We start from the raw sequence: 18,687 nt of genomic DNA on the forward strand, positions 1-18,687 counted from the left end.
AGAAAAATAATTGACAAAATATATTTTACAGAAAATAAAAACAGTTGTATCACTTTTCTGTCATTTTTTATATTTTTTTATTATCGGCCGAACTTTCGTCACTTGTTTGTAACTCGTATCCTGTATGATGAAAGGGCGGAAATATTCAAGCAACTGTCCACTTGCTTGTGAGCGCTTACAAAATCTTTTTCTCGCGTCAACGACATTTTTTCATGGTGGGAGTGATCGTCATGGCAAAAATTTATTCTTCTTATGCGGACATCGTGGCTGATATTCACGATGGAGCTACACTGCTGGTAGGCGGCTTCGGGCTGGTCGGCATTCCGGAAAATCTGATCATCGCGCTTCGCGACAAGGCCGTTAAAAATTTGACTGTCGTCTCCAACAACTGCGGCGTGGATGATTGGGGCCTCGGCCTGCTCCTGCGCGAAAAGCAAATCAAAAAAATGGTTTCCTCCTACGTCGGGGAAAACAAAGAATTTGAGCGTCAATTCCTCTCGGGAGAGCTTGAAGTAGAACTGACCCCGCAAGGTACGCTGGCAGAGCGCATCCGGGCTGGCGGCGCAGGCATCCCTGCTTTCTACACTCCGGCTGGCGTCGGCACCCCGATTGCCGAAGGACGGGAAACGCGTTCCTTCAACGGCAAGGAGTATTTGCTTGAGCATGGGATTACGGGCGATTTTGCGCTGATCAAAGCGTGGAAAGCTGACAAGATGGGGAATCTCGTCTTCCGCAAAACGGCGCAAAACTTCAATCCGATGATGGCTGCCGCCGGAAAAATCACGATTGTCGAAGTGGAAGAAATCGTGGAAACAGGCGAGCTGGACCCGGATCACATCCATACGCCAAGCGTGTACGTCCAGCGTCTGATTCTCGCTCCTTCGTTTGAAAAACGGATCGAGCGCCGCACGGTCCGCTCCTGACCTGACGATCGGATCACATACAAGCTCATTTTTAGGGAGGAAACCATTATGTCGCTTACTCGTGAGCAAATCGCCACTCGTGCTGCACAAGAAATCGAGGATGGCTTTTACGTAAACTTGGGAATCGGGATGCCTACACTGGTTGCCAACTACATCCCGGAAGGAAAAACTGTCGTCCTGCAATCGGAAAACGGGTTGCTCGGCATCGGGCCTTATCCGGCCGAAGACGAACTTGATCCTGATCTGATCAATGCCGGAAAAGAAACCGTTACGGCGATACCGGGCGCTGCTTACTTTTCCAGCGCGGAATCTTTTGCGATGATCCGCGGCGGCCACATCGACCTCGCCATTTTGGGAGCGATGGAAGTTTCCGCCGAGGGTGACCTGGCAAACTGGATGATTCCGGGCAAAATGGTCAAGGGCATGGGCGGAGCCATGGATCTGGTGCATGGGGCGAAAAAAATCGTCGTCATCATGGACCATGTCAACAAGCATGGCGAGACGAAAATTTTGAACCAATGCGCGCTCCCGCTTACAGGCAAAAAAGTGATCAACCGCATCATCACGGACAGAGCCGTCCTCGATGTCACACCGGATGGACTCGTTCTGGTCGAAGTCGCGGAAGGCTACACCGCGGAAGACATCCAGGCATGCACCGAGCCGAAGCTGATCATCTCGCCTGAGCTGAAAACGATCGGTCTGTAATCTTGTCTGCTCTCCTGCGCCGGAAAATGAAGCGCAGATGCATCATCGCCATACCCTCGGCCCCGGCTACCGCACAGGTGACGGGGTCTTTTCTTTGAGAGCTGCACCCGCGCAGTCGCTTCCTTCCCTCATTCGGTATATAATACGTACACAAAACCAAATTCCCAACATTTGAGAGGAAGAGATCAAGATGTCAGGAACAGTCGGTTGTCTTCTCATCCACGGATTCGCAGGAGACATCAACGACATTTTGCCGCTCGCCAAAGTGCTGCGCGAGGCTGGCTACCAGGTGGAATGCCCTACTCTGGAAGGACACGGGACGACTCGCCGCCAAATGGCACGGAGCACGCGAAACGACTGGCTTCGCTCTGCCGAAGAAGGCTACAAGCGCCTGTCCATGCGCGCCGAGACGATCGTCATCATCGGCTTTTCCATGGGCGGCCTGCTCGCTTTTCATCTGACGACCCGCTACCCTGTCGAGCTGTTAATCACCATCAACACACCATATAAATACTGGGATGTAAAAGAAGCCTTGCACTATTTGCGCGAAGACTTCCCCACCCATTCGCGCCGCTACATAAGAAGCATCGGCCGCATCCCGGTCAGCAGCATGCTCCAGTTTCGCCGACTGTTGTCCGAAACAAAGCCGCTTTTGCGCCAGGTGAAGACGCCGTATTACTTGTTGCAAGCGATGCGCGACGATACGGTCCACGCCGTCAGTGCGCAACTGCTCGCAACCAGCGTGGACCAATCCGCTTCGCCGCAAATCACCTGGTACGAGCATTCGAATCACATGCTTTTGCACGGCCCGGACAAGGAAGCGGCGATTCACGATGTGCTCGCGACGCTCAAGGAACGCTTCCCTGACTCCCCTGCCCTCGTCTGACGCTCCAAGACAGCGCGATCAGGAAGAGCGCAATCGAGAGTCCGAGGTACATGACGGGCAGGCCCGCGTGCTCATCCAGCCAAAACGCAATTAGCGGACCCAACGCCGCTCCGAGATCGGTAATGACGGAGTAGCAGGTCATCACGGCCGTGATGTTTGTCTGTCCGGCTGCTTCGTCGGCCGCCAGCGTATCCATTACGGTCGTGATGATCGTCGCCGTCAACTGAATGCCGAGCAAAACCGCGAGCCACGCCTCCAAAGGCAGACCGCCCTGAATGCAGGCAAACAGGAGCGAGCCTGTCAAAAGAGTCGCGACGAACATTTTTCTCCGGCCGTATCGGTCCGCCAGCCTGCCGACTACCGGGGCTGCCCACGGTTCCCAGCACCAGCGAACGCCTTGGGCCAGACTGGAAAGAACAGCGGCTCCCAGCACCAAGCCCCCAAGCACAAGCAGCGGTGTTCGCTGCTCGATGAGCCTGCTCAATGTCGAGGCAAACATCCCTTGATACACCATGGTGACCAAAAGCGCGGTCAGCATGGTCTTTTGTATGCTTGCCTGCCGCCACAAACTTCGTGACGGTGACGCCCCTGTCTCCTCCACATCTACCGCCGTTTGGTTGGTGAAGCTCGGGCAAATAAACAGGAAGACGAGCACAAGGGCAACAAGCGAACAGCAGGCGAGCACGAGCGCAGCAGGCAACAGGCCATACCAGGTGGCGAACAGCGCTCCGGCGAGCATCCCGCCAAGGCTGCCCAGACGATACAAGCCGTTGTACAACCCCATCAGTTGTCCGCGGTTATGTCTTTCCGCCACCGTCACAATCAACGAGTAAGCCCCCAGCCGCAAAAACGTCCAGGCGACACCCCACAAGGAGCGCATCGCCAGCCACAGCCAAAAACCTTGAAAGCCGTACGACAAAGTCGTCACAAAAGCCAAAATGACCGCCACCACCAGCCCGGCACGCCCGCCTGTCCGTTCGTACCATTTTCCGATCAGCGGGCCGAGCGGAACACGGATCAAGCGGTTGATCGACAACAGCACGCCTACTTCCCACAGCGAGTCCAACCCGGCCTCCTTCCAATAGAGCGGCAAAACCACGTACAGCATGGAATCCCCCAGCATGCAAAGCGCTGTGATCAAAGCCACAGCGATGACTTGCGTTCTCCCGCTGATTTCTCTCATCTTTTGTTTGCTCCTTTACTCCTTGCCTTCTATCGCTTACCATACAAGGAATCATTCATCCGATCTAATACATATTCATACACGATTCATAAGTAATGATTATGAATGAAGGAGCGAGCAGCCAAATGAACCTGCATGCCTTGCGCATTTTTGTCGAAGTCGCCTCACGCCAAAGTGTCACTGCCGCGGCAGAAGCGCTCGCGATCAGCCAGCCTGCCGTAAGCGCCCAAATCCGCAAACTGGAGAACGAGCTGGGCTTATCGCTGCTCGCTCCCGACGGGCGGGGAATTTCGCTCACCGATGAAGGGCGGTTTCTGTTTGAAAAAGCGCGCCGCATCTACGACTGGGAACGGGAAATCGAATCCCAGCTGGCCGAGATCAGACAGGGCGAAAAAGGCAAGCTGCGCATCGCTTCCACCTACTTGCCCTCGAACTACCTCGTCCCGAAGTGGCTGGCTGAATTTAAACAGCACTACGAGCATGTCGACGTGGAAATCCGCACCCGCAATTCGCTGCAATCGATTGAGCTACTGCTGAGCTGCCAGGTCGATCTCGCCATCGTCATCAAAGAAGCGTGGGAGGATAATCTGCCCATCGATCGCGTCCACATGACAGATGTGCTCTACTGGTTCATCCTCCCCGCAGCCCATCCGTTGGCAGGCAAAGAAATCAGCATCGAGCAGCTCGTTCAGGAACCTTTTTTGCTCCGCGAACAAGGCAGTTCCACGCGCGAATGGCTGTTCTCCCTCTGCCGCGAGCACGGCGTCAGACGCCCGCGGGTCGGGCTGCAATACCACGGACTGATCGAGTCGATCCAATCTGTGCGTGCAGGGTACGGAACGATGCTGGCCCCGGCGCTTGCTGTCGAGGAAATGGTCGAGCGCAACGAAATCGGGCGCGTAACCGTGCCCGGCGTCGAGATCAAGCGCCCGGTCTACATCTGCACGCGTGCAGGGGAAAGCAGCCATCGTCCTGTGGTGGAGCGGTTTTTGGAGATGGTATTGGGGAAGGGCGCCGTTTCAAATAAAAAAGCTGATCCTCAGTAAAAAGCTACTGTAATGGATCAGCTTTTGATTGGATTAAGGCTATTGCTGTGGCTTAAACGTTCCTTTATTGAGGATGCTGGTCTACTTTTCCTCCACAGATGTTAAAGCCCAAGATCGCTGCTGTTCACTTTCTGACCTCAGGCTTTTATTTTTATTGCTGTCCTGCTCTTTCAAGACTAATTCAACAGAAGTTCCCGTTCCATCTTTTCGTTGAAAGACGATAATCGTTTCGCTTAAATCATCTTTAACTAGAAGCATGGGCATCAAGTCGCCTTCTTTTCGCACACTGTTAACAGCTTGGAGAATAGCATCAGAGTAACTCATTCTCTCTTCTGCCGGTAATTGCTCTAAAATGACTTTTCTATCGAAATAATCGTAAGCAGTATATTGGTCGGTATCAATATCAAACTTGTTAATCGATACTTCCCATGATTTCTGAAGTTTTTCATTCAATTCAGCAGGTCGGGTGCTTTCTGCAGCTACAAATTTTTGCGGCTTGCTGGGAGTAGCTTTTTCACCAGCCAGAGCAAAAGATCCAAGAGCGCCAGCAATCCCCGCCACAACTAACAAAGAAACAATTGCTTTTCTTTTCATTTCGTATCATCACCTTTTTTCAAAATTTTATTAATGCGGATAGTAATCCCGAGTGTCAAGTTGATCGAATGCTCCTTCAGTTTTAGATCTATACCATTTATGCGTGGTATATCCTTCGATAAAGTTATCACCTTTGGAAGATTTCGCTGCTTCAACCATTGCCTCAGCTTCGTTTCCATATTTCATGCTAACTTTCGCTGAAGAGTCATTGTCAATATATTTCCCATCACGATAAACTTCAATATATGATTTCCCCCACAAATCATCGTCTTCAGAGTCAGTTATTCCCTTGCAATAAAATTCTGGGTATCCACCTGTCTTTCCACACTTTGTTCTAGTGTCACTTCCCCACGAAGCAAAAGCTGAAGTAGCTGAGAAAATAAAAACTAAACTCAATACCCAAGCTGCTATCTTTTTCATTAGACTTCACACCTCTTATTGTTACAAAAATGGTTTTATATGTAAATTTTATTGTCAATTTAGCATCAAATCAATAAAAATATTAATTTTGTATTTTTCAATCTTTTCCCAGATTTAAATACTCCTTCTAAATTAGTTGACGCCCTTTTTTAAAATTTTGTTTCATCAAATACTTAACTAATATTGAAAATTAGAGAGTAGCTTACTTCTTTATGATTAGGTTCTTTCTCCCGATCATCTGTTTTCAGATACTTGACTTTCAAAAAGCACTTCCGCTAAAATGAATGATAATCAGTCATTTTCGATTGGAGAGTCGGACTCATGGATAAAAAGGAAAAGATCATTCAAGCGTCCATCGAAGCGTTCAAGGAAAAAGGCATCGAAAAAACCAAGATCGCCGACATTGCCCAAAAAGCGGGCATCGCGCATGGAACGTTTTATCTTTACTTCCCTTCCAAACTGTCTGTCATGCCTGCCATCGCCGAGCAGATGGTCGTGCAATTCATGAAAAAGATCGAGGCGGCGATTGCTCCCGAAGCTCCCTTGCAAGAGCAGCTGAGCCAACTCGTAGATGCCATTTTCCAGGTTACCGCTGAATACCGCGACGTTTCCGTCCTAATTTACGCGGGCCTGTCTACGACGGAACACATCAGCCAGTGGGAGACGATCTACACTCCCCTGTACGATCTGGTGGCTTCCATGCTGGAAGCGGACAAAAAGCGCAAGCTTGTCCGCGACACGCTGAATCCGGCTCTTGCCGCGAAGCTGCTGATCGGACTGATCGAGTCTGCGGCCGAGCAAGTCTACCTGTACGCGGGGTACGACGCTGATAACGAGGCCAAACAAAAAGCTGAATTGCTGACCCTCCTGGAACATGCTTTGCGGCCGTAAAGTATGTTTTCTTTTGAGGGAAAATGACTGAATATCATTCATTTTTCGAGGTGTATAGAAGATGAGAAAATACTGGATGTATGTGATGATGACGTGTTTGCTGGAAATGGTCTGGGTGTACGGCTTCAGTACCGCCCAGTTTTTGTGGCAGTGGGCACTGCTGGTGGCCGTGATTATTGTCGACTTCTACTTTTTGACCAAGTCGTGTGAAGGCTTGCCGACAGGTACCGTATACGCGATCTTTGCAGGCGCTGGCTCTGTCGGAACCGTGCTCATGGACTTCTTTTTGTTCGGCGGCAGCATGAACGTGCTGAAACTGCTCTTCATCGCGCTGCTCGTGCTGGGAGTCATCGGCTTGAAGCTGGCTGACAATCGAGGAGAAAAAGAGGTGCATCAATAATGGGTTGGCTGTTTGTCTTTCTCGCTGCTAGTTGTGAAATCGTCGGAGTGGTAGGCTTGAAGCTGTTCAGTCAAAAGAAGAACGCGCTCCATACCGCTTTGTTTGCAGGCGGGTTCGCCCTGTCCTTCGCTTTTCTGTACCAGGCGTTCAACTACCTGCAACTGAGCGTGGCCTATGCCGTCTGGATCGGGATCGGTACGGCGGGCGCTGTTTTGCTCAATATGATTTTCTTCGGCGAATCGCGAAGCGTGGCCCGTATCGCCAGTTTGCTCCTGATTATCGTCGGCGTGACTGGCTTGAAGCTTGTGTCCTGACCTAAGTCCTAAGCCTAAAAGAAACGGTCGTCGAAGCGAGACTTCTTCCCCCTTTGGACATCGCCTTTAACGCGCCAAACAAAAAAGCTTCCCTGCCTGGGGAAGCTTTTTCCTGTTGATCCTGCTGAACGCCTAATCGATTCAACCTGTTACGGGAAAACGATCGTCTTGTTGCCGTAAACCAGTACGCGATCTTCCAGATGCCAGCGGACAGCCCGCGCCAATACGGTGCGCTCTACCTGGCGTCCGAGCTGCTTCAGCGCTTCTACATCTTCCTGGTGCGATACGCGTTGCACGTCCTGCTCGATAATCGGCCCCGCATCCAGCTCCTCGGTGACGTAATGCGCCGTCGCCCCGATCAGCTTCACGCCGCGGCGGTACGCCTGCTCGTACGGCTTCGCTCCCACGAAGGCCGGGAGGAACGAATGATGGATGTTGATGATCCGCATCGCGTAGTCTGTGAGAAAACGCGGAGACAAGATCTGCATATAGCGGGCCAGGACGATCAGATCGACGCCCTCCGCCGCCTCAAGCTGCTCTTGCTCAGCCTGCGGCTTGTTGTCCTTCGTCACCGGGATGCAGCGGTACGGGATGCCAAAAGACTCCACCGTCTCCTGCATGTCCGGGTGATTGCTGACAACCACCGAAATGTCTGCGTGCAGCTCGCCGGACTTCCAGCGCCAGAGCAGCTCCAGCAAACAGTGATCTTCCTTGGAAACAAACAGCGCGACTTTTTTGCGCTTGTTCGCTTCCACCAGCGACCAGTCCATGCTGAAGCTTTCCGCTACTTGACTGAACTCGGCCTTGATCGCTTCAAAGCGCTCCTCCAGGTTGATCAGATCAAATTCGATCCGCATGAAAAAGCGGCCTGTTTCCGGGTCTGTCGTGTACTGGTCAGACTGAACGATATTCGCGCCTTGCTGAAACAAAAAGTTCGATACAGCCGCCACGATTCCCGCGCGGTCCGGGCAGGAAATGAGCATGCGCGCACGGTCTTTGTTTTTTTCCCGATACGCGAGCCAGTCTCTCTCTGATAACAAATGCATGGTTTCTCTCTCCTCCAAAAGCAAACAGCAAAAAGTTGTTTGCAATTATACCACTTTGCGGCCTTTCTGTTACAGCCAATTAGAGAGAAAACGTTCCCTTATCGATAAAATCTCATTTGCCAATTCCGTTCAACAAAATATCTACGGTCAAAGCGATCTGTTCTTCATCGCTATAATAGGCGTAATCTTCCTTGTCCAGCACCTGGCGGAACAGCACCATTCCGATCAAGGAAGACAGCACGACCCGAAACACAGCCTGGCTCGGCAGTGGACGCAGCTCGCCCGCGTCGATTTTGGCTTCGATCAGCTTTTGCACCATTGCTTTTGCGTCTTCAAATACGGTCGCGATCAGCGCTTCCCGAATCTCCGGATGGAAAAACGCCTCCTGCAGCAAGATGCGGATGTGCTTCTCGTTGGCATCGACCAGATTCAAGCGATTGCGGTACAGCTCCGCCACGATTTCTCCGAACGGCTTTTGCGCCTGCTCCCGGAAAATCTCGCGCAAGTCCTTCAAGATGAACGGTGCCGCGAACTTCACCAGTACAGGGGCGACAACCGCAAGCAAGATGTCTTTTTTCGATTTGTAATGACGGAAAATCGTTCCTTCGGCCACTCCTGCCTCTTTGGCGATCTCCGCGGTTGAGCTGGCGTGAAATCCTTTTTCCGCAAACAGCTTGACAGAGGCTCGCAAAATATTGCGCTGCTTCTCCGTCATCTCGCTCTCGTCCTTCAGCTCCTCCACATATTGCAACAGGCCCTCTTCAAACGATGGCGGCTTGTTCATACGTCACGTACGCTCCTCTATTCAATCTTCTTGCGAAACCTTCCGATGGCGACAGCCAAAATCAGCAGACTGAATGCCCCCATCCCGACGATGTCTTTCCAGAGCGCCTCGGCGCCCACGCCTTTCAAAAAGATTCCGCGCAGAATTTCCAGAAAATAAGTCAACGGGACCAGCCCGCCCAACCATTGTATCACGACAGGCATCGAATCGCGCGGGAACATGAAGCCGGACAAAAGCACGCTGGGCAGAATGAGTGCGAAAGCCATCTGCATCGCTTGCAGCTGTGTCTTCGCTACCGTAGAGATAAAAATCCCGAGGAGCAGCGTCGTCACGAGAAACAGGACTGACAAGGCGACCAACAGGCCGATGCTGCCTTTGACAGGCACTCCGAACCAGGCTGTTCCGACCAGGAGCACGAGGCAAAAGGAAAACAGGCCGACACCGACGTACGGCGTAATTTTGCCCAGCATCAGCTCCAACGGACGAATCGGCGTCACCACGAGCTGCTCCATCGTTCCCCGTTCTTTTTCGCGCACGAGTGAAAAGGCGGTCAAGATCATCGTGACATTTTGCATAATCAGCCCGATCAAGCCCGGGATGTTGAAGACGATGCTTTCCATATTCGGGTTGAACAGCACCCGTGTATCCAGCTCAAGCGGCAGTTGCAGCTCGCCCAGCCCTTGTTTTTGCAGATTTTTTTCCTGGAGCGCGATCGCCTGATGCTGCACGATCAGTTGGGCGTTGGACATGGCGGTGCGCGCGATATTCGGATCAGAGCCGTTAATGAGCAGCTGGATGTGGGCTGGCTCGCCCCGATCTTTTTTGCGCGTGTAGTCCGGCCCGATCACCAAGCCTACGTCCACCGTGCCTTCGTCGAGCATCGCTTCCAGCTCGCGGTACCCGCTGACACTGGCTGTTGCCTGAAAAATTTCCGTGTGGACAAACTGCTCGACCAACTCCCGGCTTGCCGCAGAAGGACTTTGGTTCCAAACTGCCATCTTGATGTCGCTCACGTCTGTATTGACGGCGTAGCCGAACAAAAACAGCAGCATTAGCGGCATGACCAGGGCAATCGCCAGACTGGGCCGATCGCGCTTGATCTGGATCACTTCTTTTTTGACGACGGACCAGTAGCGCTCCCAGACGAACCGCTTCATCGCGCTCCCCCCTCTGCTGCCTGCCTCGCTTCCTCCCGCCGTACCAGCTCGATAAACACGTCCTCCAGATTGTTCGCTTCCATGCGCTCAATCAATTCCCCGGGAGTTCCTTCGGCAAGCAAATTGCCAAAGAAAATGAAGCCGATCCAGTCGCACGTCTGGGCCTCATCCATGTAGTGCGTGGTCACGAGCACAGTAATTCCTTGCTTCGCCAGCTCGTGAATGACGTCCCAAAAAATGCGCCGGGACACCGGATCGACTCCCGCGGTCGGCTCATCCAAAATCAACAGCTCCGGCTTGTGCAGCAAAGCGCAGGACAAGGCAAGACGCTGCTTCCAGCCGCCGGACAACGAGCCTGCCAGCTGCTTCTCGCGTCCTGTCAAACCAGCCATCTCGATCAGCTCGGCTTTTCGCTGCTTGCGCTCTGCTGCGCCAAGCTGATACACGCCCGCGTAAAAATCGAGATTTTCTTCCACTGTCAAATCTTCATACAGGCTGAACTTTTGCGACATGTAGCCGATTCGCTGCTTGATCTCCTCGCTCTGTGTCATCACGTCGTAGCCAAGCACCGTGCCGCTGCCAGTCGTGGGCGTCATCAGCCCGCACAGCATGCGAATCGTCGTCGACTTGCCCGAGCCGTTCGGGCCGAGGAAGCCGTAGATCGAACCTTTTGGCACTGTCAAAGTCAGCTGGTTGACGGCGGTGCGCTCTCCGAAACGCTTTGTCAGTTGCTGGCACTCAATGGCGACGTTCATTGGGCGTTCTCTCCTTCTGGCAACAGCACGTCTGCTGGCATCCCCGGCTTGATTTTCTCCTGCCCTTTTGCCACGTCAATCGTCACCGCAAAAACGAGCTTCGTCCGCTCATCTTGCGTCTGCACATTTTTCGGGGTAAATTCCGCCTTTTCCGAAATCCGGCTGATCGTCCCTTTAAACGTCTCGTTCGGATACGCGTCCACCTGTATGCCGACTTCCTGCCCTTTTTGCACGCGATTCAGCTGCGCTTCCGGGATGTAGACGACGAGTTTGAGCTGATCGGCCTTCATCATCGTGAACAGCGTAGCTCCGGTTTTCGCCACTTCGCCCTGCTCGACGGAGGACCGCAACAACACGCCGTCCTCTGCTGCGACTACCCGGGTCTTGTCCAGTTGCAGCATCGCCTGGTCGAGCCTGGCCTGAGCCTGCTCCTGCGCGGCAAGCAAAGCGCGGATCGTATAGACCGTGCTGCCTTCCCGGGCCAAATCAAGCTCTGCCTGCGCCCCTTGCTCCTGCGCCTTGGCTGTGCCGATCTGGGCTACCGCCGCAGCTGCCTCCTCCTCTGCCGAGCTGTACGCCGCTTTGACTTGCGCCACCTGGGCCGTCCACTGGTTCAGCTGCGTCGTCGCCTGGTTCACCGCTTCTTTTTGCATGTCCAGGTCTTTTTGCGAGATCGCGCCTTTTTCGTACAGAGCCGTCACTTCCTGAAGCCGTTTTTGCTGAAAATGCAGCGTCTCCTCCGCTCCCTCGCGCTGCGCCTCGACCTGCGCCAACTGCTGTCTCGCTCTGGCAATCCCCGCTTCGGCCTGACTGCTTCTGGCCTGTGCCAAGCGGATGTTGGCGTTCGCTTGCTGGACGGCTGCCACTCCCTTCTGAATCGTCTGGTCGCGGGAGCCTGCCTTCGCTTCCTCCAGTTTGGCTTTCGCCTGTTCCAATGCTGCTTTCGCTTCTGCGACGCTGATCTGGTAGCTGCGCTGATCGATTTCCGCCAGCACTTCGCCTTTTTTCACCGTGCTTCCTTCCTCGGCGATCACCCTCGTCACCGTCCCGCCTACTTCTGCCACGACAGGCCATTCATCTGCTTCAATCGTTCCGGACAAAGACGGCTGCTTTTCGCCGAACAACCCGCAGCCTGACAAGGCAAGAGCCAGACTGCCGATCCATACCGTGCGCAAAATACGCTTCATGCAACATCTCCTCGTTTCGTATAATAGTGAGCGCTCACTTTTGCTGATGTGTAAAAAAAGAGCGCGTTTTCGCTTGCTTTTGCATGTTCATGGGGGATTCGTTTATCCATGATGGCTGGTTATCATTTTGTAAAACATAAAAGCGAGTGATTACTCACTTTTATACTCTGAGTATATGCCCCTTCCGCCCGACATGCAATCGCTTTTTTTCGCTACTCAAAGAAAAAACGCCCCGGTCCATATGCGACCTGGGCGTTTGCGAGTTGTGCTGCGATTACTCGAACTTGAATTTGGACAAAGCGTCTTTCAGCGCAGAGTTGATGCCATCGTCGTCGGTATGCTCCTGCTTTTTCAAGTAGTTGGCCACTTCCTTTTTGGACAGCTTGCTACCCTTTTCCTTGTCCCGGCGATCCTTGAAAGTAGACAGCTTCTCTTTGTGCCCGCACGCGCATACAAACATTTGCCCTTCTCCCTCACCGCGCATCTCCAGCCGCTTGTGGCATTTCGGGCATCTCGCGTTTGTCTGCTTGGAAATGTTTTTGCGATAGCCGCACTCCCTGTCCTGGCAGACGAGCATTTTGCCGCGCTTTCCGTTGACTTCCAGCAAAAGCTTGCTGCACTCCGGGCATTTGCTTCTCGTCAGGTTGTCGTGGCGGAAGGCTTTGTCGCTGTTTTTGATTTCCTGCACCACTTCTTTGGCGTACGTTCGCATTTCCTCGATAAACGCTCGCTTGTTCAAGCTGCCTTTGGCGATTGCGGCAAGCTTTTGCTCCCACTGGGCGGTCAAAGTAGGCGATTGCATCTCGTCGGGAACAAGCTCCAGTAGCTGCTTGGCTTTCGCCGTCACAAACACATGCTTGCCCCGCTTTTCCAACAGGAAGCTGTTAAACAGCTTTTCGATAATATCTGCGCGCGTGGCGACCGTACCAAGCCCGCCCGTTTCTCCGATCGTCTTGATCAGCTCTTTGCTCTCGTTTGCCATGTATTTGGCCGGATTTTCCATCGCGGACAGCAGGCTTGCCTCTGTGAACGGCTCCGGCGGCTTCGTCTCGCCTTTTGTTTGCGCCACATTTTGAATCTGAAAGCGATCGCCTTTTTCTATCTTGGGCAGCCATTGCTCTTTCAGTTCATCCTGACCTTCTTCGTCTGCCACATCGTGGTCGTACGCTTCTTTCCAGCCTTGGGCCAGCACCGTTTTTCCTTTGGCGACAAACCACTCTCCGCCGATTTTTGCCTGGATCGTGGTTTGTTCGTACTCAAACGGCGGCAAAAGCACGGCAAGGAAGCGCTTGACGACCAGGTCGAAAATTTTGCGCTCCTTGTCGCTCAAATCCCCGAGAAACACCGCTTGCTCTGTCGGGATGATCGCATGGTGGTCAGATACTTTGCTGTCATCGACAAACGACTTCGCCGCTTTGATCGGCGACCGCAAAATTCTGGCTGCGAGTGGCGCGTACGGCTTCATCTGCACCGCCTTGACCCTGTCTGGCAGCGTCTCTACGATATCTGCCGAGAGATAGCGGGAATCGGTGCGCGGATAAGTGACGGCTTTATGATGCTCATAAAGGCTCTGCATGATGGACAGCGTCTCTTTTGGCGAATAGCCGAACATCCGGTTGGCGTCCCTTTGCAGTTCAGTCAAATCGTACAACTGTGGAGCGTACGTCTTTTTGTGTGCGCGGGTGACTTCGCTTACTTCCGCGCTTTTTTCCTGCTTCAAGGAGGCGAGCAGCTGGTCTGCCTTCTCTTTGGAAAACGTTTTGATGTCTTTCGTCTTCTGATCTTGCCATTGGAGCGAGATCGCCTGGTCTGTTACAGCTCTCAGGCCGTAAAAAGGCTTGGGCGTAAAGCGGCGAATTTCTTCCTCTCGGGAAGCCACGATCGCAAGCGTAGGCGTCTGGACGCGGCCGCACGACAGCTGGGCGTTGTGCTTGGTTGTCAAGGCGCGGGTCGCATTGATGCCGACGAGCCAGTCCGCTTCTGCGCGAGCGGCTGCGGAGGCGTACAGATTTTCATACTGCTTGCCGTCCTTCAGATTGCGAAACCCATCGCGAATCGCCTTGTCGGTCACGGAAGAAATCCACAGACGCTTGATCGGCTTTTGCACATGGGCCATCTCGATGATCCAGCGGGCGACAAGCTCGCCTTCGCGCCCGGCATCGGTTGCAATGACGATTTGCGAGACGTCGCTGCGCCGCATTTGCTGCTTCACAGTCTGGAACTGCTTGTTGCTCTCCCTGATGACGACAAGCTTCAAAGGCGACGGCATGATCGGCAAATCTTCGATGCGCCAGGAGCTGAACTGCTGCCCGTAAACCTCCGGATCGGCCAGCGTCACCAGATGCCCCAACGCCCACGTCACAATATATTTATCACCTTCCAGAAAACCGTTCCCTTTTTTCTGGCATTGCAATACTTTCGCGATATCTCGCCCGACGGACGGCTTTTCCGCCAGCACAAGTGTTTTGCTCATCTGTGACACCCTTTCAATCAGTCGCTATCTTTCCATTCTAAACAAAAAACCGTCCCGAGAGGACTTTATCTGCTGGTTATTTTTCCTAAGGGGGTCATTTCCGGTGCTTTCTTCTTCATCTGATAGTTCGCTAAGCTCAATTTTCAGTAGTAAAAAGTGCTTTTCTCCACGTCATCACCTTCCATGCTTCCTGTTCATTCGCAAAACAAAAGAAACTGCCTCACTAAAAAAAACCGCCCTTTTTTAAAAAGGAGCGGCCTTACTTCGTTTTGCCCTATATTGCCTATCACTTGTAAACGGCTCTGCCGTCTTTGCTGATAAACGTTCCGACCTGCTCTCCGCGACAGATTTGCGCCATCGCTCCAGGCTCGTTGAAATTGAAGACGTGCAGCGGCAAGCCGTAATCTCTCGCCAAAATCATCGCGGACTGGTCCATGACGCGCAGGTCTTCCCGGACTACCTCGTCAAACGATACTTCCACATATTGGCGTGCGGTCGCATCTTTGCGCGGATCGGCCGTGTACACGCCATCTACTCCATGCTTTGCCACCAGCAACGCATCTGCTTCCACCTCCAGGGCGCGTTGCACCGCTGGATAGTCTGTCGTTACGTACGGCTGACCGTTTCCGCCAGCAAAAATGATTACGTAGCCCTTTTCCAGATGATGCACGGCGCGCAGGCGGATATACGGTTCCGCGACCGCATTGATCGGCACAGCTGTCATGACCCGGACTTCCGTATTGACGCGAGCCTTTAACACCCCGCGAAGCATCAGGCTGTTGATCACGGTTGCCAACGTTCCGATGTTGTCTGCCTCGACCCGCTCGATCCCCCACTGGTCCGCCATGTTTCCCCGGAAAATGTTGCCGCCGCCAATGACGATTGCGACCTCGACGCCCATGTCCAGCAAAGAATAAATTTCCCCCGCGATATGCTCTAACTGAACCGGATCAAAACCAAACCCGTTCTCCTGCGCAACCGCTCCACCGCTCAATTTGACCAACACCCGCTTATACCTCATGGCGTCTCCTCCTCAATCCGCTTTTTCTTTTGCTTCCAAACAAGCGATAGCGATAGATGCCCTGCTCGCCTCCATCCCCTTTTACGGCTCAAAAAAAGAACGAAAGCAATGACAGCCTTCGTTCTTCACAAAATACAGGGGAATTGGACTTGCTTGCTTTGCATTGGCATTGTCATTCGGATTCCCCCTCCTTCATCTTCATCGTAAAATGGTCTGGAACTCATCCTCATTTTATGCACGTCTTGCCCATTATGCAAAGAAATTCGGAAAATCAAAAGCATCTCGCTTACCAGCCAAAATATCCCGCAGGAGCTGATCGGCAACCTCGGTAGCGAAGCTGTGCTCGTCGCTGTCAATCACACCTTTTTGCAGCGCTTCATCCAGTTCATCCTGGTCGAGCAAATACACTTCGCCCTGCGGCAGCACCACAATGTCGAGGTAAAGATCGTCATACCAGATATGACCGCTCTCGTCCTTGCCATGCGCCTTGCAGATGTCGATGTACCACTGGACGGTATTTCCCAGCTCGTCCATCATCTTCGTGACGGCATAAGGCTTTTCATGTGGAAAGTATTGCAGGTACACATACCCTCTGTCGCCTACGCACAGCAGCTTTTCCCCAACAGGCATGTAGGCAGGCTCCGTTACTTCGTCCAGAGTCAAACGAACAGCATACCCGGAAAAAGACAAAGCCTCTACCCACTTTTCCTGATAGCCCATTCGCTTGACGCGTCTCCATCCAGGTCGGTCTGCTCGTTTTCGCTTCATGGCCAGTGCTCCTCGTCATTTTGGTTCCTTTTACTCTACCACGAATTGGATGGTTTTGTCAGATGCAAACAAAGACATGTTCCCGCAAGAACATGCCTCATCTGTCGCTATTTGCCATCCCGCAAATGGCTGTGCCTGCGTCCGTACAAAAAATAGACGATCGCGCCAGCAATCAGCCAGGCGATGAAGCCGATTTTGGTAATAGACGGCAAGCTATACACCAAATAGCCGCAGAACAGCACTGCCAAAATCGGAACGAGCGGAACAAGCGGCGTGCGAAACGAGCGCCGCAATTCCGGATTCGTCCTCCGCAGCACAACCACACCGATGGAAACGAGAATAAACGCGAACAGCGTTCCGATGTTCGTCAGTTCAGCCAGCTTGTTCAGCGGCAACAATCCGCTGAAAATGGCGACGAGAATGCCGACGATGATTGTGCTCTTTTGCGGCACTTGCGTCTCTGGGTTCACCCGTGAAAACACAGCGGGCAACAAGCCGTCACGGCTCATGGCAAAAAACAGCCGGGTCTGCCCGTACATCATCACCAGCAGTACCGTCGTAATGCCGACAATCGCCCCGAGTGAAATGAAGCCAGCCACCCAGTCCTGCTTGACGTAATTCAAAGCAAAAGCTACCGGATTTTTCACGTTCAGCATGTCATACGGCACGATGCCTGTCAGCGTCAGGGAGACGGCGATATAGAGCAAGGTGCACACCAGAAGCGAAGTAATGATTCCGATCGGCATGTCGCGCTGCGGGTTGCGCACTTCCTCGGCAGCCGTAGAAACTGCGTCGAATCCGATAAAAGCAAAGAAGACAGTAGCAGCGCCCGTCGCTACCCCGGCAAAGCCAAACGGCATGAACGGACTCCAGTTTTCCGGCTTGACGTAGCCGATCCCGACAATGAGAAACAGGAGAATGACCGCCACCTTGATCAGCACCATGACCGTGTTGAACTTGGCTGACTCTCGCGTCCCCTTCATAAGCAAAAGCGTAATGACAAAAATAATGACGACCGCTGGCAAATCGATGATCGTGCCTTTGGAAGTGTCGAATGCATTGGTCAAGGCTACAGGCAAATGAATGCCAAAACCGGCAAGCAGTCCTTGCGCATATCCCGACCAGCCGCTCGCCACCGCAGCCGAAGCTACCCCGTACTCCAAGATCAGGTCCCAGCCGATCATCCAGGCTACCAGTTCGCCAAAAGCCGTATAGCTGTAAGTATAGGCGCTCCCCGATACAGGAACCGTCGAGGCGAACTCGGCGTAGCACAAAGCGGCAAACACGCAGGCAAGCCCGGACAAGACAAAGGACAAGACCAGTGCAGGGCCAGCGTGCTCAGCCGCCGCCACTCCTGTAAGCACAAAAATGCCTGTACCGACAATCGCCCCGATGCCAAGCATGGTCAAATCAAACGCGCCCAGCGATTTTTTCAGCGCTCCATGCTTGCTCTCTACCTGCGCGAGCAAGCTTTCAATCGACTTTTTCCTCAATAACTGTTCTTTTAACGCCATATTGTGCGTACCTCCCGCCCGGACATTCCAGTTGCAATCGAAACAGTTGGAGTATGAGCAGGCAGGAGGAAAATTATGCATGCTTTCCCAAGCGGGATTGCGCTCAGCGCTTAGCCGTTGCTGCGCATAAGCCCTCTGCCGATGAAATTGGCAGAGACGGGAGGACGTCCAAGCTCTCTTGCCCAAACAGACAGCTGCCCCATATGGTGAATTTCGTGAGCGATCACATGGCGCAAGATTTCACCTTTGACGTATTCCTCTGCGCTCCATTCCACACGCACAGGCTCCGTCTCGCCAGCTTGTGTCCAACTGTCCAGAAACTCGCGCAGCTCTTCTCGCCACTCGTCTGACAGCGCTTTGATTTGCCCAAGCGATTGATGCTCCTCGTAGGACAACTGGACATCGGGCTTCCCCTGTACACCGCGCAGCCAGCTATACTCCACATCAGCTACATGAAACAGCGTGTACAGGATGCTCCCCGCTCCGCCGACTCTTTTTTGCAGCAATTCTTCGTCCGGCAGCTTGGCACACCATGCAAACCATTCATCCCGCACCAGCCAGTTGTAGGCAAACAGCTCTTTCATCCCCGATACCTCCCGCAAGAAAAGTTTCCATTCCAT

General features: G+C 53.0%; 20 protein-coding genes. 7 read left to right on the plus strand and 13 right to left on the minus strand.

All coding sequences use genetic code 11. The features are described 5' to 3' along the window. Window positions 1–230: 230 nt before the first annotated feature. The 3 genes from HP435_RS24200 (at window position 231) to HP435_RS24210 (ending at window position 2,514) form a co-directional block, all read left to right on the plus strand. Window positions 231–923, plus strand: coding sequence for a CoA transferase subunit A (locus HP435_RS24200; protein ID WP_122964357.1), 693 nt, complete (start codon window positions 231–233; stop codon window positions 921–923). Window positions 924–971: 48 nt separating this feature from the next. Continuing rightward, a complete protein-coding gene (locus HP435_RS24205) occupies window positions 972–1,628 on the plus strand; it encodes a CoA transferase subunit B (protein WP_173598538.1) in 657 nt (218 codons plus the stop codon). 190 nt (window positions 1,629–1,818) lie between these two features. After that, window positions 1,819–2,514 carry an alpha/beta hydrolase gene (locus tag HP435_RS24210; RefSeq protein WP_122964356.1) on the plus strand — a complete coding sequence of 232 codons (696 nt, stop codon included), beginning with the start codon at window positions 1,819–1,821 and terminating at the stop codon, window positions 2,512–2,514. On the opposite strand, the gene HP435_RS24215 is transcribed toward HP435_RS24210, so the two are convergent. Continuing rightward, on the minus strand, window positions 2,477–3,697 hold the full coding sequence (locus HP435_RS24215; RefSeq protein WP_173598539.1) for an MFS transporter: 1,221 nt from the start codon (window positions 3,695–3,697) through the stop codon (window positions 2,477–2,479). The two genes, HP435_RS24210 and HP435_RS24215, sit on opposite strands and share 38 nt — an antisense overlap. Before the next feature lie 125 nt (window positions 3,698–3,822). On the opposite strand from HP435_RS24215, the gene HP435_RS24220 reads away from it, so the two are divergent. Next, a complete protein-coding gene (locus HP435_RS24220; RefSeq protein WP_173598540.1) occupies window positions 3,823–4,743 on the plus strand; it encodes a LysR family transcriptional regulator in 921 nt (306 codons plus the stop codon). A gap of 81 nt (window positions 4,744–4,824) precedes the next feature. Here HP435_RS24220 and HP435_RS24225 read toward each other — a convergent pair whose 3' ends face one another. Together HP435_RS24225 and HP435_RS24230 are read right to left on the minus strand one after the other, a co-directional pair. After that, complete coding sequence (locus HP435_RS24225; protein ID WP_173598541.1) at window positions 4,825–5,337, minus strand: hypothetical protein; 513 nt, start codon at window positions 5,335–5,337, stop codon at window positions 4,825–4,827. Between the two features lie 30 nt (window positions 5,338–5,367). Then, window positions 5,368–5,757 (minus strand): hypothetical protein, encoded by a 390-nt coding sequence (locus HP435_RS24230; RefSeq protein ID WP_122964352.1) that lies wholly within the window; start codon window positions 5,755–5,757, stop codon window positions 5,368–5,370. A gap of 321 nt (window positions 5,758–6,078) precedes the next feature. Here HP435_RS24230 and HP435_RS24235 point away from each other — a divergent pair, with 321 nt between their 5' ends. The 3 genes from HP435_RS24235 (at window position 6,079) to HP435_RS24245 (ending at window position 7,362) form a co-directional block, all read left to right on the plus strand. Continuing rightward, complete coding sequence (locus HP435_RS24235) at window positions 6,079–6,648, plus strand: TetR/AcrR family transcriptional regulator (protein WP_122964351.1); 570 nt, start codon at window positions 6,079–6,081, stop codon at window positions 6,646–6,648. Between the two features lie 61 nt (window positions 6,649–6,709). Further along, window positions 6,710–7,048 (plus strand): DMT family transporter, encoded by a 339-nt coding sequence (locus HP435_RS24240; RefSeq protein ID WP_063230881.1) that lies wholly within the window; start codon window positions 6,710–6,712, stop codon window positions 7,046–7,048. Beyond that, on the plus strand, window positions 7,048–7,362 hold the full coding sequence (locus HP435_RS24245) for a DMT family transporter (protein WP_122964350.1): 315 nt from the start codon (window positions 7,048–7,050) through the stop codon (window positions 7,360–7,362). Before HP435_RS24240 ends, HP435_RS24245 begins: the two co-directional genes overlap by 1 nt. Window positions 7,363–7,511: 149 nt before the next feature. Here the strand turns inward: HP435_RS24245 and purU are convergent, their stop codons facing one another. The 10 genes from purU to HP435_RS24295 all read right to left on the minus strand — a co-directional run bounded on the left by purU (window position 7,512) and on the right by HP435_RS24295 (window position 18,651). Then, window positions 7,512–8,408 (minus strand): formyltetrahydrofolate deformylase, encoded by an 897-nt coding sequence (gene purU, locus HP435_RS24250; RefSeq protein ID WP_122964349.1) that lies wholly within the window; start codon window positions 8,406–8,408, stop codon window positions 7,512–7,514. A gap of 112 nt (window positions 8,409–8,520) precedes the next feature. After that, window positions 8,521–9,192 (minus strand): TetR/AcrR family transcriptional regulator, encoded by a 672-nt coding sequence (locus HP435_RS24255; protein ID WP_173598542.1) that lies wholly within the window; start codon window positions 9,190–9,192, stop codon window positions 8,521–8,523. A 17-nt stretch (window positions 9,193–9,209) separates the two neighbouring features. After that, entirely contained in the window at window positions 9,210–10,349 is a 1,140-nt protein-coding gene (locus HP435_RS24260) for an ABC transporter permease (protein WP_122964347.1), read from the minus strand. Continuing rightward, a complete protein-coding gene (locus HP435_RS24265) occupies window positions 10,346–11,104 on the minus strand; it encodes an ABC transporter ATP-binding protein (RefSeq protein WP_122964346.1) in 759 nt (252 codons plus the stop codon). Before HP435_RS24265 ends, HP435_RS24260 begins: the two co-directional genes overlap by 4 nt. Further along, window positions 11,101–12,291: an HlyD family secretion protein gene (locus tag HP435_RS24270; protein ID WP_173598543.1), complete on the minus strand. Its 1,191-nt coding sequence runs from the start codon at window positions 12,289–12,291 to the stop codon at window positions 11,101–11,103. The genes HP435_RS24265 and HP435_RS24270 overlap by 4 nt, the downstream gene beginning before the upstream one ends. A 274-nt stretch (window positions 12,292–12,565) precedes the next feature. Then, entirely contained in the window at window positions 12,566–14,764 is a 2,199-nt protein-coding gene (locus tag HP435_RS24275; RefSeq protein ID WP_122964344.1) for a DNA topoisomerase III, read from the minus strand. Window positions 14,765–15,050: 286 nt separating this feature from the next. After that, window positions 15,051–15,785 (minus strand): UMP kinase, encoded by a 735-nt coding sequence (gene pyrH, locus HP435_RS24280; RefSeq protein WP_122964343.1) that lies wholly within the window; start codon window positions 15,783–15,785, stop codon window positions 15,051–15,053. A 249-nt stretch (window positions 15,786–16,034) separates the two neighbouring features. After that, window positions 16,035–16,553: a ribonuclease FAU-1 family protein gene (locus HP435_RS24285; protein ID WP_122964342.1), complete on the minus strand. Its 519-nt coding sequence runs from the start codon at window positions 16,551–16,553 to the stop codon at window positions 16,035–16,037. 107 nt (window positions 16,554–16,660) lie between these two features. Beyond that, on the minus strand, window positions 16,661–18,067 hold the full coding sequence (locus HP435_RS24290; RefSeq protein ID WP_122964341.1) for a branched-chain amino acid transporter BcaP: 1,407 nt from the start codon (window positions 18,065–18,067) through the stop codon (window positions 16,661–16,663). Window positions 18,068–18,177: 110 nt separating this feature from the next. Further along, the gene (locus HP435_RS24295; protein ID WP_173598544.1) at window positions 18,178–18,651 is read right to left on the minus strand and encodes a DinB family protein; all 474 of its coding nucleotides are present in this window, start codon (window positions 18,649–18,651) and stop codon (window positions 18,178–18,180) included. Between the last annotated feature and the right edge of the window lie 36 nt (window positions 18,652–18,687).

Origin of the sequence: Brevibacillus sp. HD3.3A, from assembly GCF_013284375.2 — a bacterium.
Lineage (GTDB): Bacteria > Bacillota > Bacilli > Brevibacillales > Brevibacillaceae > Brevibacillus > Brevibacillus parabrevis.

Bases quoted from the DNA above. Each gene is read 5' to 3' on its own strand.
- HP435_RS24295 (WP_173598544.1), bottom strand. From the start codon at position 18,651: ATGAAAGAGCTGTTTGCCTACAACTGGCTGGTGCGGGATGAATGGTTT.
- HP435_RS24275 (WP_122964344.1), bottom strand. From the start codon at position 14,764: ATGAGCAAAACACTTGTGCTGGCGGAAAAGCCGTCCGTCGGGCGAGAT.
- HP435_RS24245 (WP_122964350.1), top strand. From the start codon at position 7,048: ATGGGTTGGCTGTTTGTCTTTCTCGCTGCTAGTTGTGAAATCGTCGGA.
- HP435_RS24205 (WP_173598538.1), top strand. From the start codon at position 972: ATGTCGCTTACTCGTGAGCAAATCGCCACTCGTGCTGCACAAGAAATC.
- HP435_RS24220 (WP_173598540.1), top strand. From the start codon at position 3,823: ATGAACCTGCATGCCTTGCGCATTTTTGTCGAAGTCGCCTCACGCCAA.
- HP435_RS24215 (WP_173598539.1), bottom strand. From the start codon at position 3,697: ATGAGAGAAATCAGCGGGAGAACGCAAGTCATCGCTGTGGCTTTGATC.
- HP435_RS24260 (WP_122964347.1), bottom strand. From the start codon at position 10,349: ATGAAGCGGTTCGTCTGGGAGCGCTACTGGTCCGTCGTCAAAAAAGAA.
- HP435_RS24285 (WP_122964342.1), bottom strand. From the start codon at position 16,553: ATGAAGCGAAAACGAGCAGACCGACCTGGATGGAGACGCGTCAAGCGA.
- HP435_RS24235 (WP_122964351.1), top strand. From the start codon at position 6,079: ATGGATAAAAAGGAAAAGATCATTCAAGCGTCCATCGAAGCGTTCAAG.
- HP435_RS24225 (WP_173598541.1), bottom strand. From the start codon at position 5,337: ATGAAAAGAAAAGCAATTGTTTCTTTGTTAGTTGTGGCGGGGATTGCT.
- HP435_RS24230 (WP_122964352.1), bottom strand. From the start codon at position 5,757: ATGAAAAAGATAGCAGCTTGGGTATTGAGTTTAGTTTTTATTTTCTCA.
- HP435_RS24270 (WP_173598543.1), bottom strand. From the start codon at position 12,291: ATGAAGCGTATTTTGCGCACGGTATGGATCGGCAGTCTGGCTCTTGCC.
- purU (WP_122964349.1), bottom strand. From the start codon at position 8,408: ATGCATTTGTTATCAGAGAGAGACTGGCTCGCGTATCGGGAAAAAAAC.
- HP435_RS24265 (WP_122964346.1), bottom strand. From the start codon at position 11,104: ATGAACGTCGCCATTGAGTGCCAGCAACTGACAAAGCGTTTCGGAGAG.
- HP435_RS24240 (WP_063230881.1), top strand. From the start codon at position 6,710: ATGAGAAAATACTGGATGTATGTGATGATGACGTGTTTGCTGGAAATG.
- HP435_RS24255 (WP_173598542.1), bottom strand. From the start codon at position 9,192: ATGAACAAGCCGCCATCGTTTGAAGAGGGCCTGTTGCAATATGTGGAG.
- pyrH (WP_122964343.1), bottom strand. From the start codon at position 15,785: ATGAGGTATAAGCGGGTGTTGGTCAAATTGAGCGGTGGAGCGGTTGCG.
- HP435_RS24290 (WP_122964341.1), bottom strand. From the start codon at position 18,067: ATGGCGTTAAAAGAACAGTTATTGAGGAAAAAGTCGATTGAAAGCTTG.
- HP435_RS24210 (WP_122964356.1), top strand. From the start codon at position 1,819: ATGTCAGGAACAGTCGGTTGTCTTCTCATCCACGGATTCGCAGGAGAC.
- HP435_RS24200 (WP_122964357.1), top strand. From the start codon at position 231: ATGGCAAAAATTTATTCTTCTTATGCGGACATCGTGGCTGATATTCAC.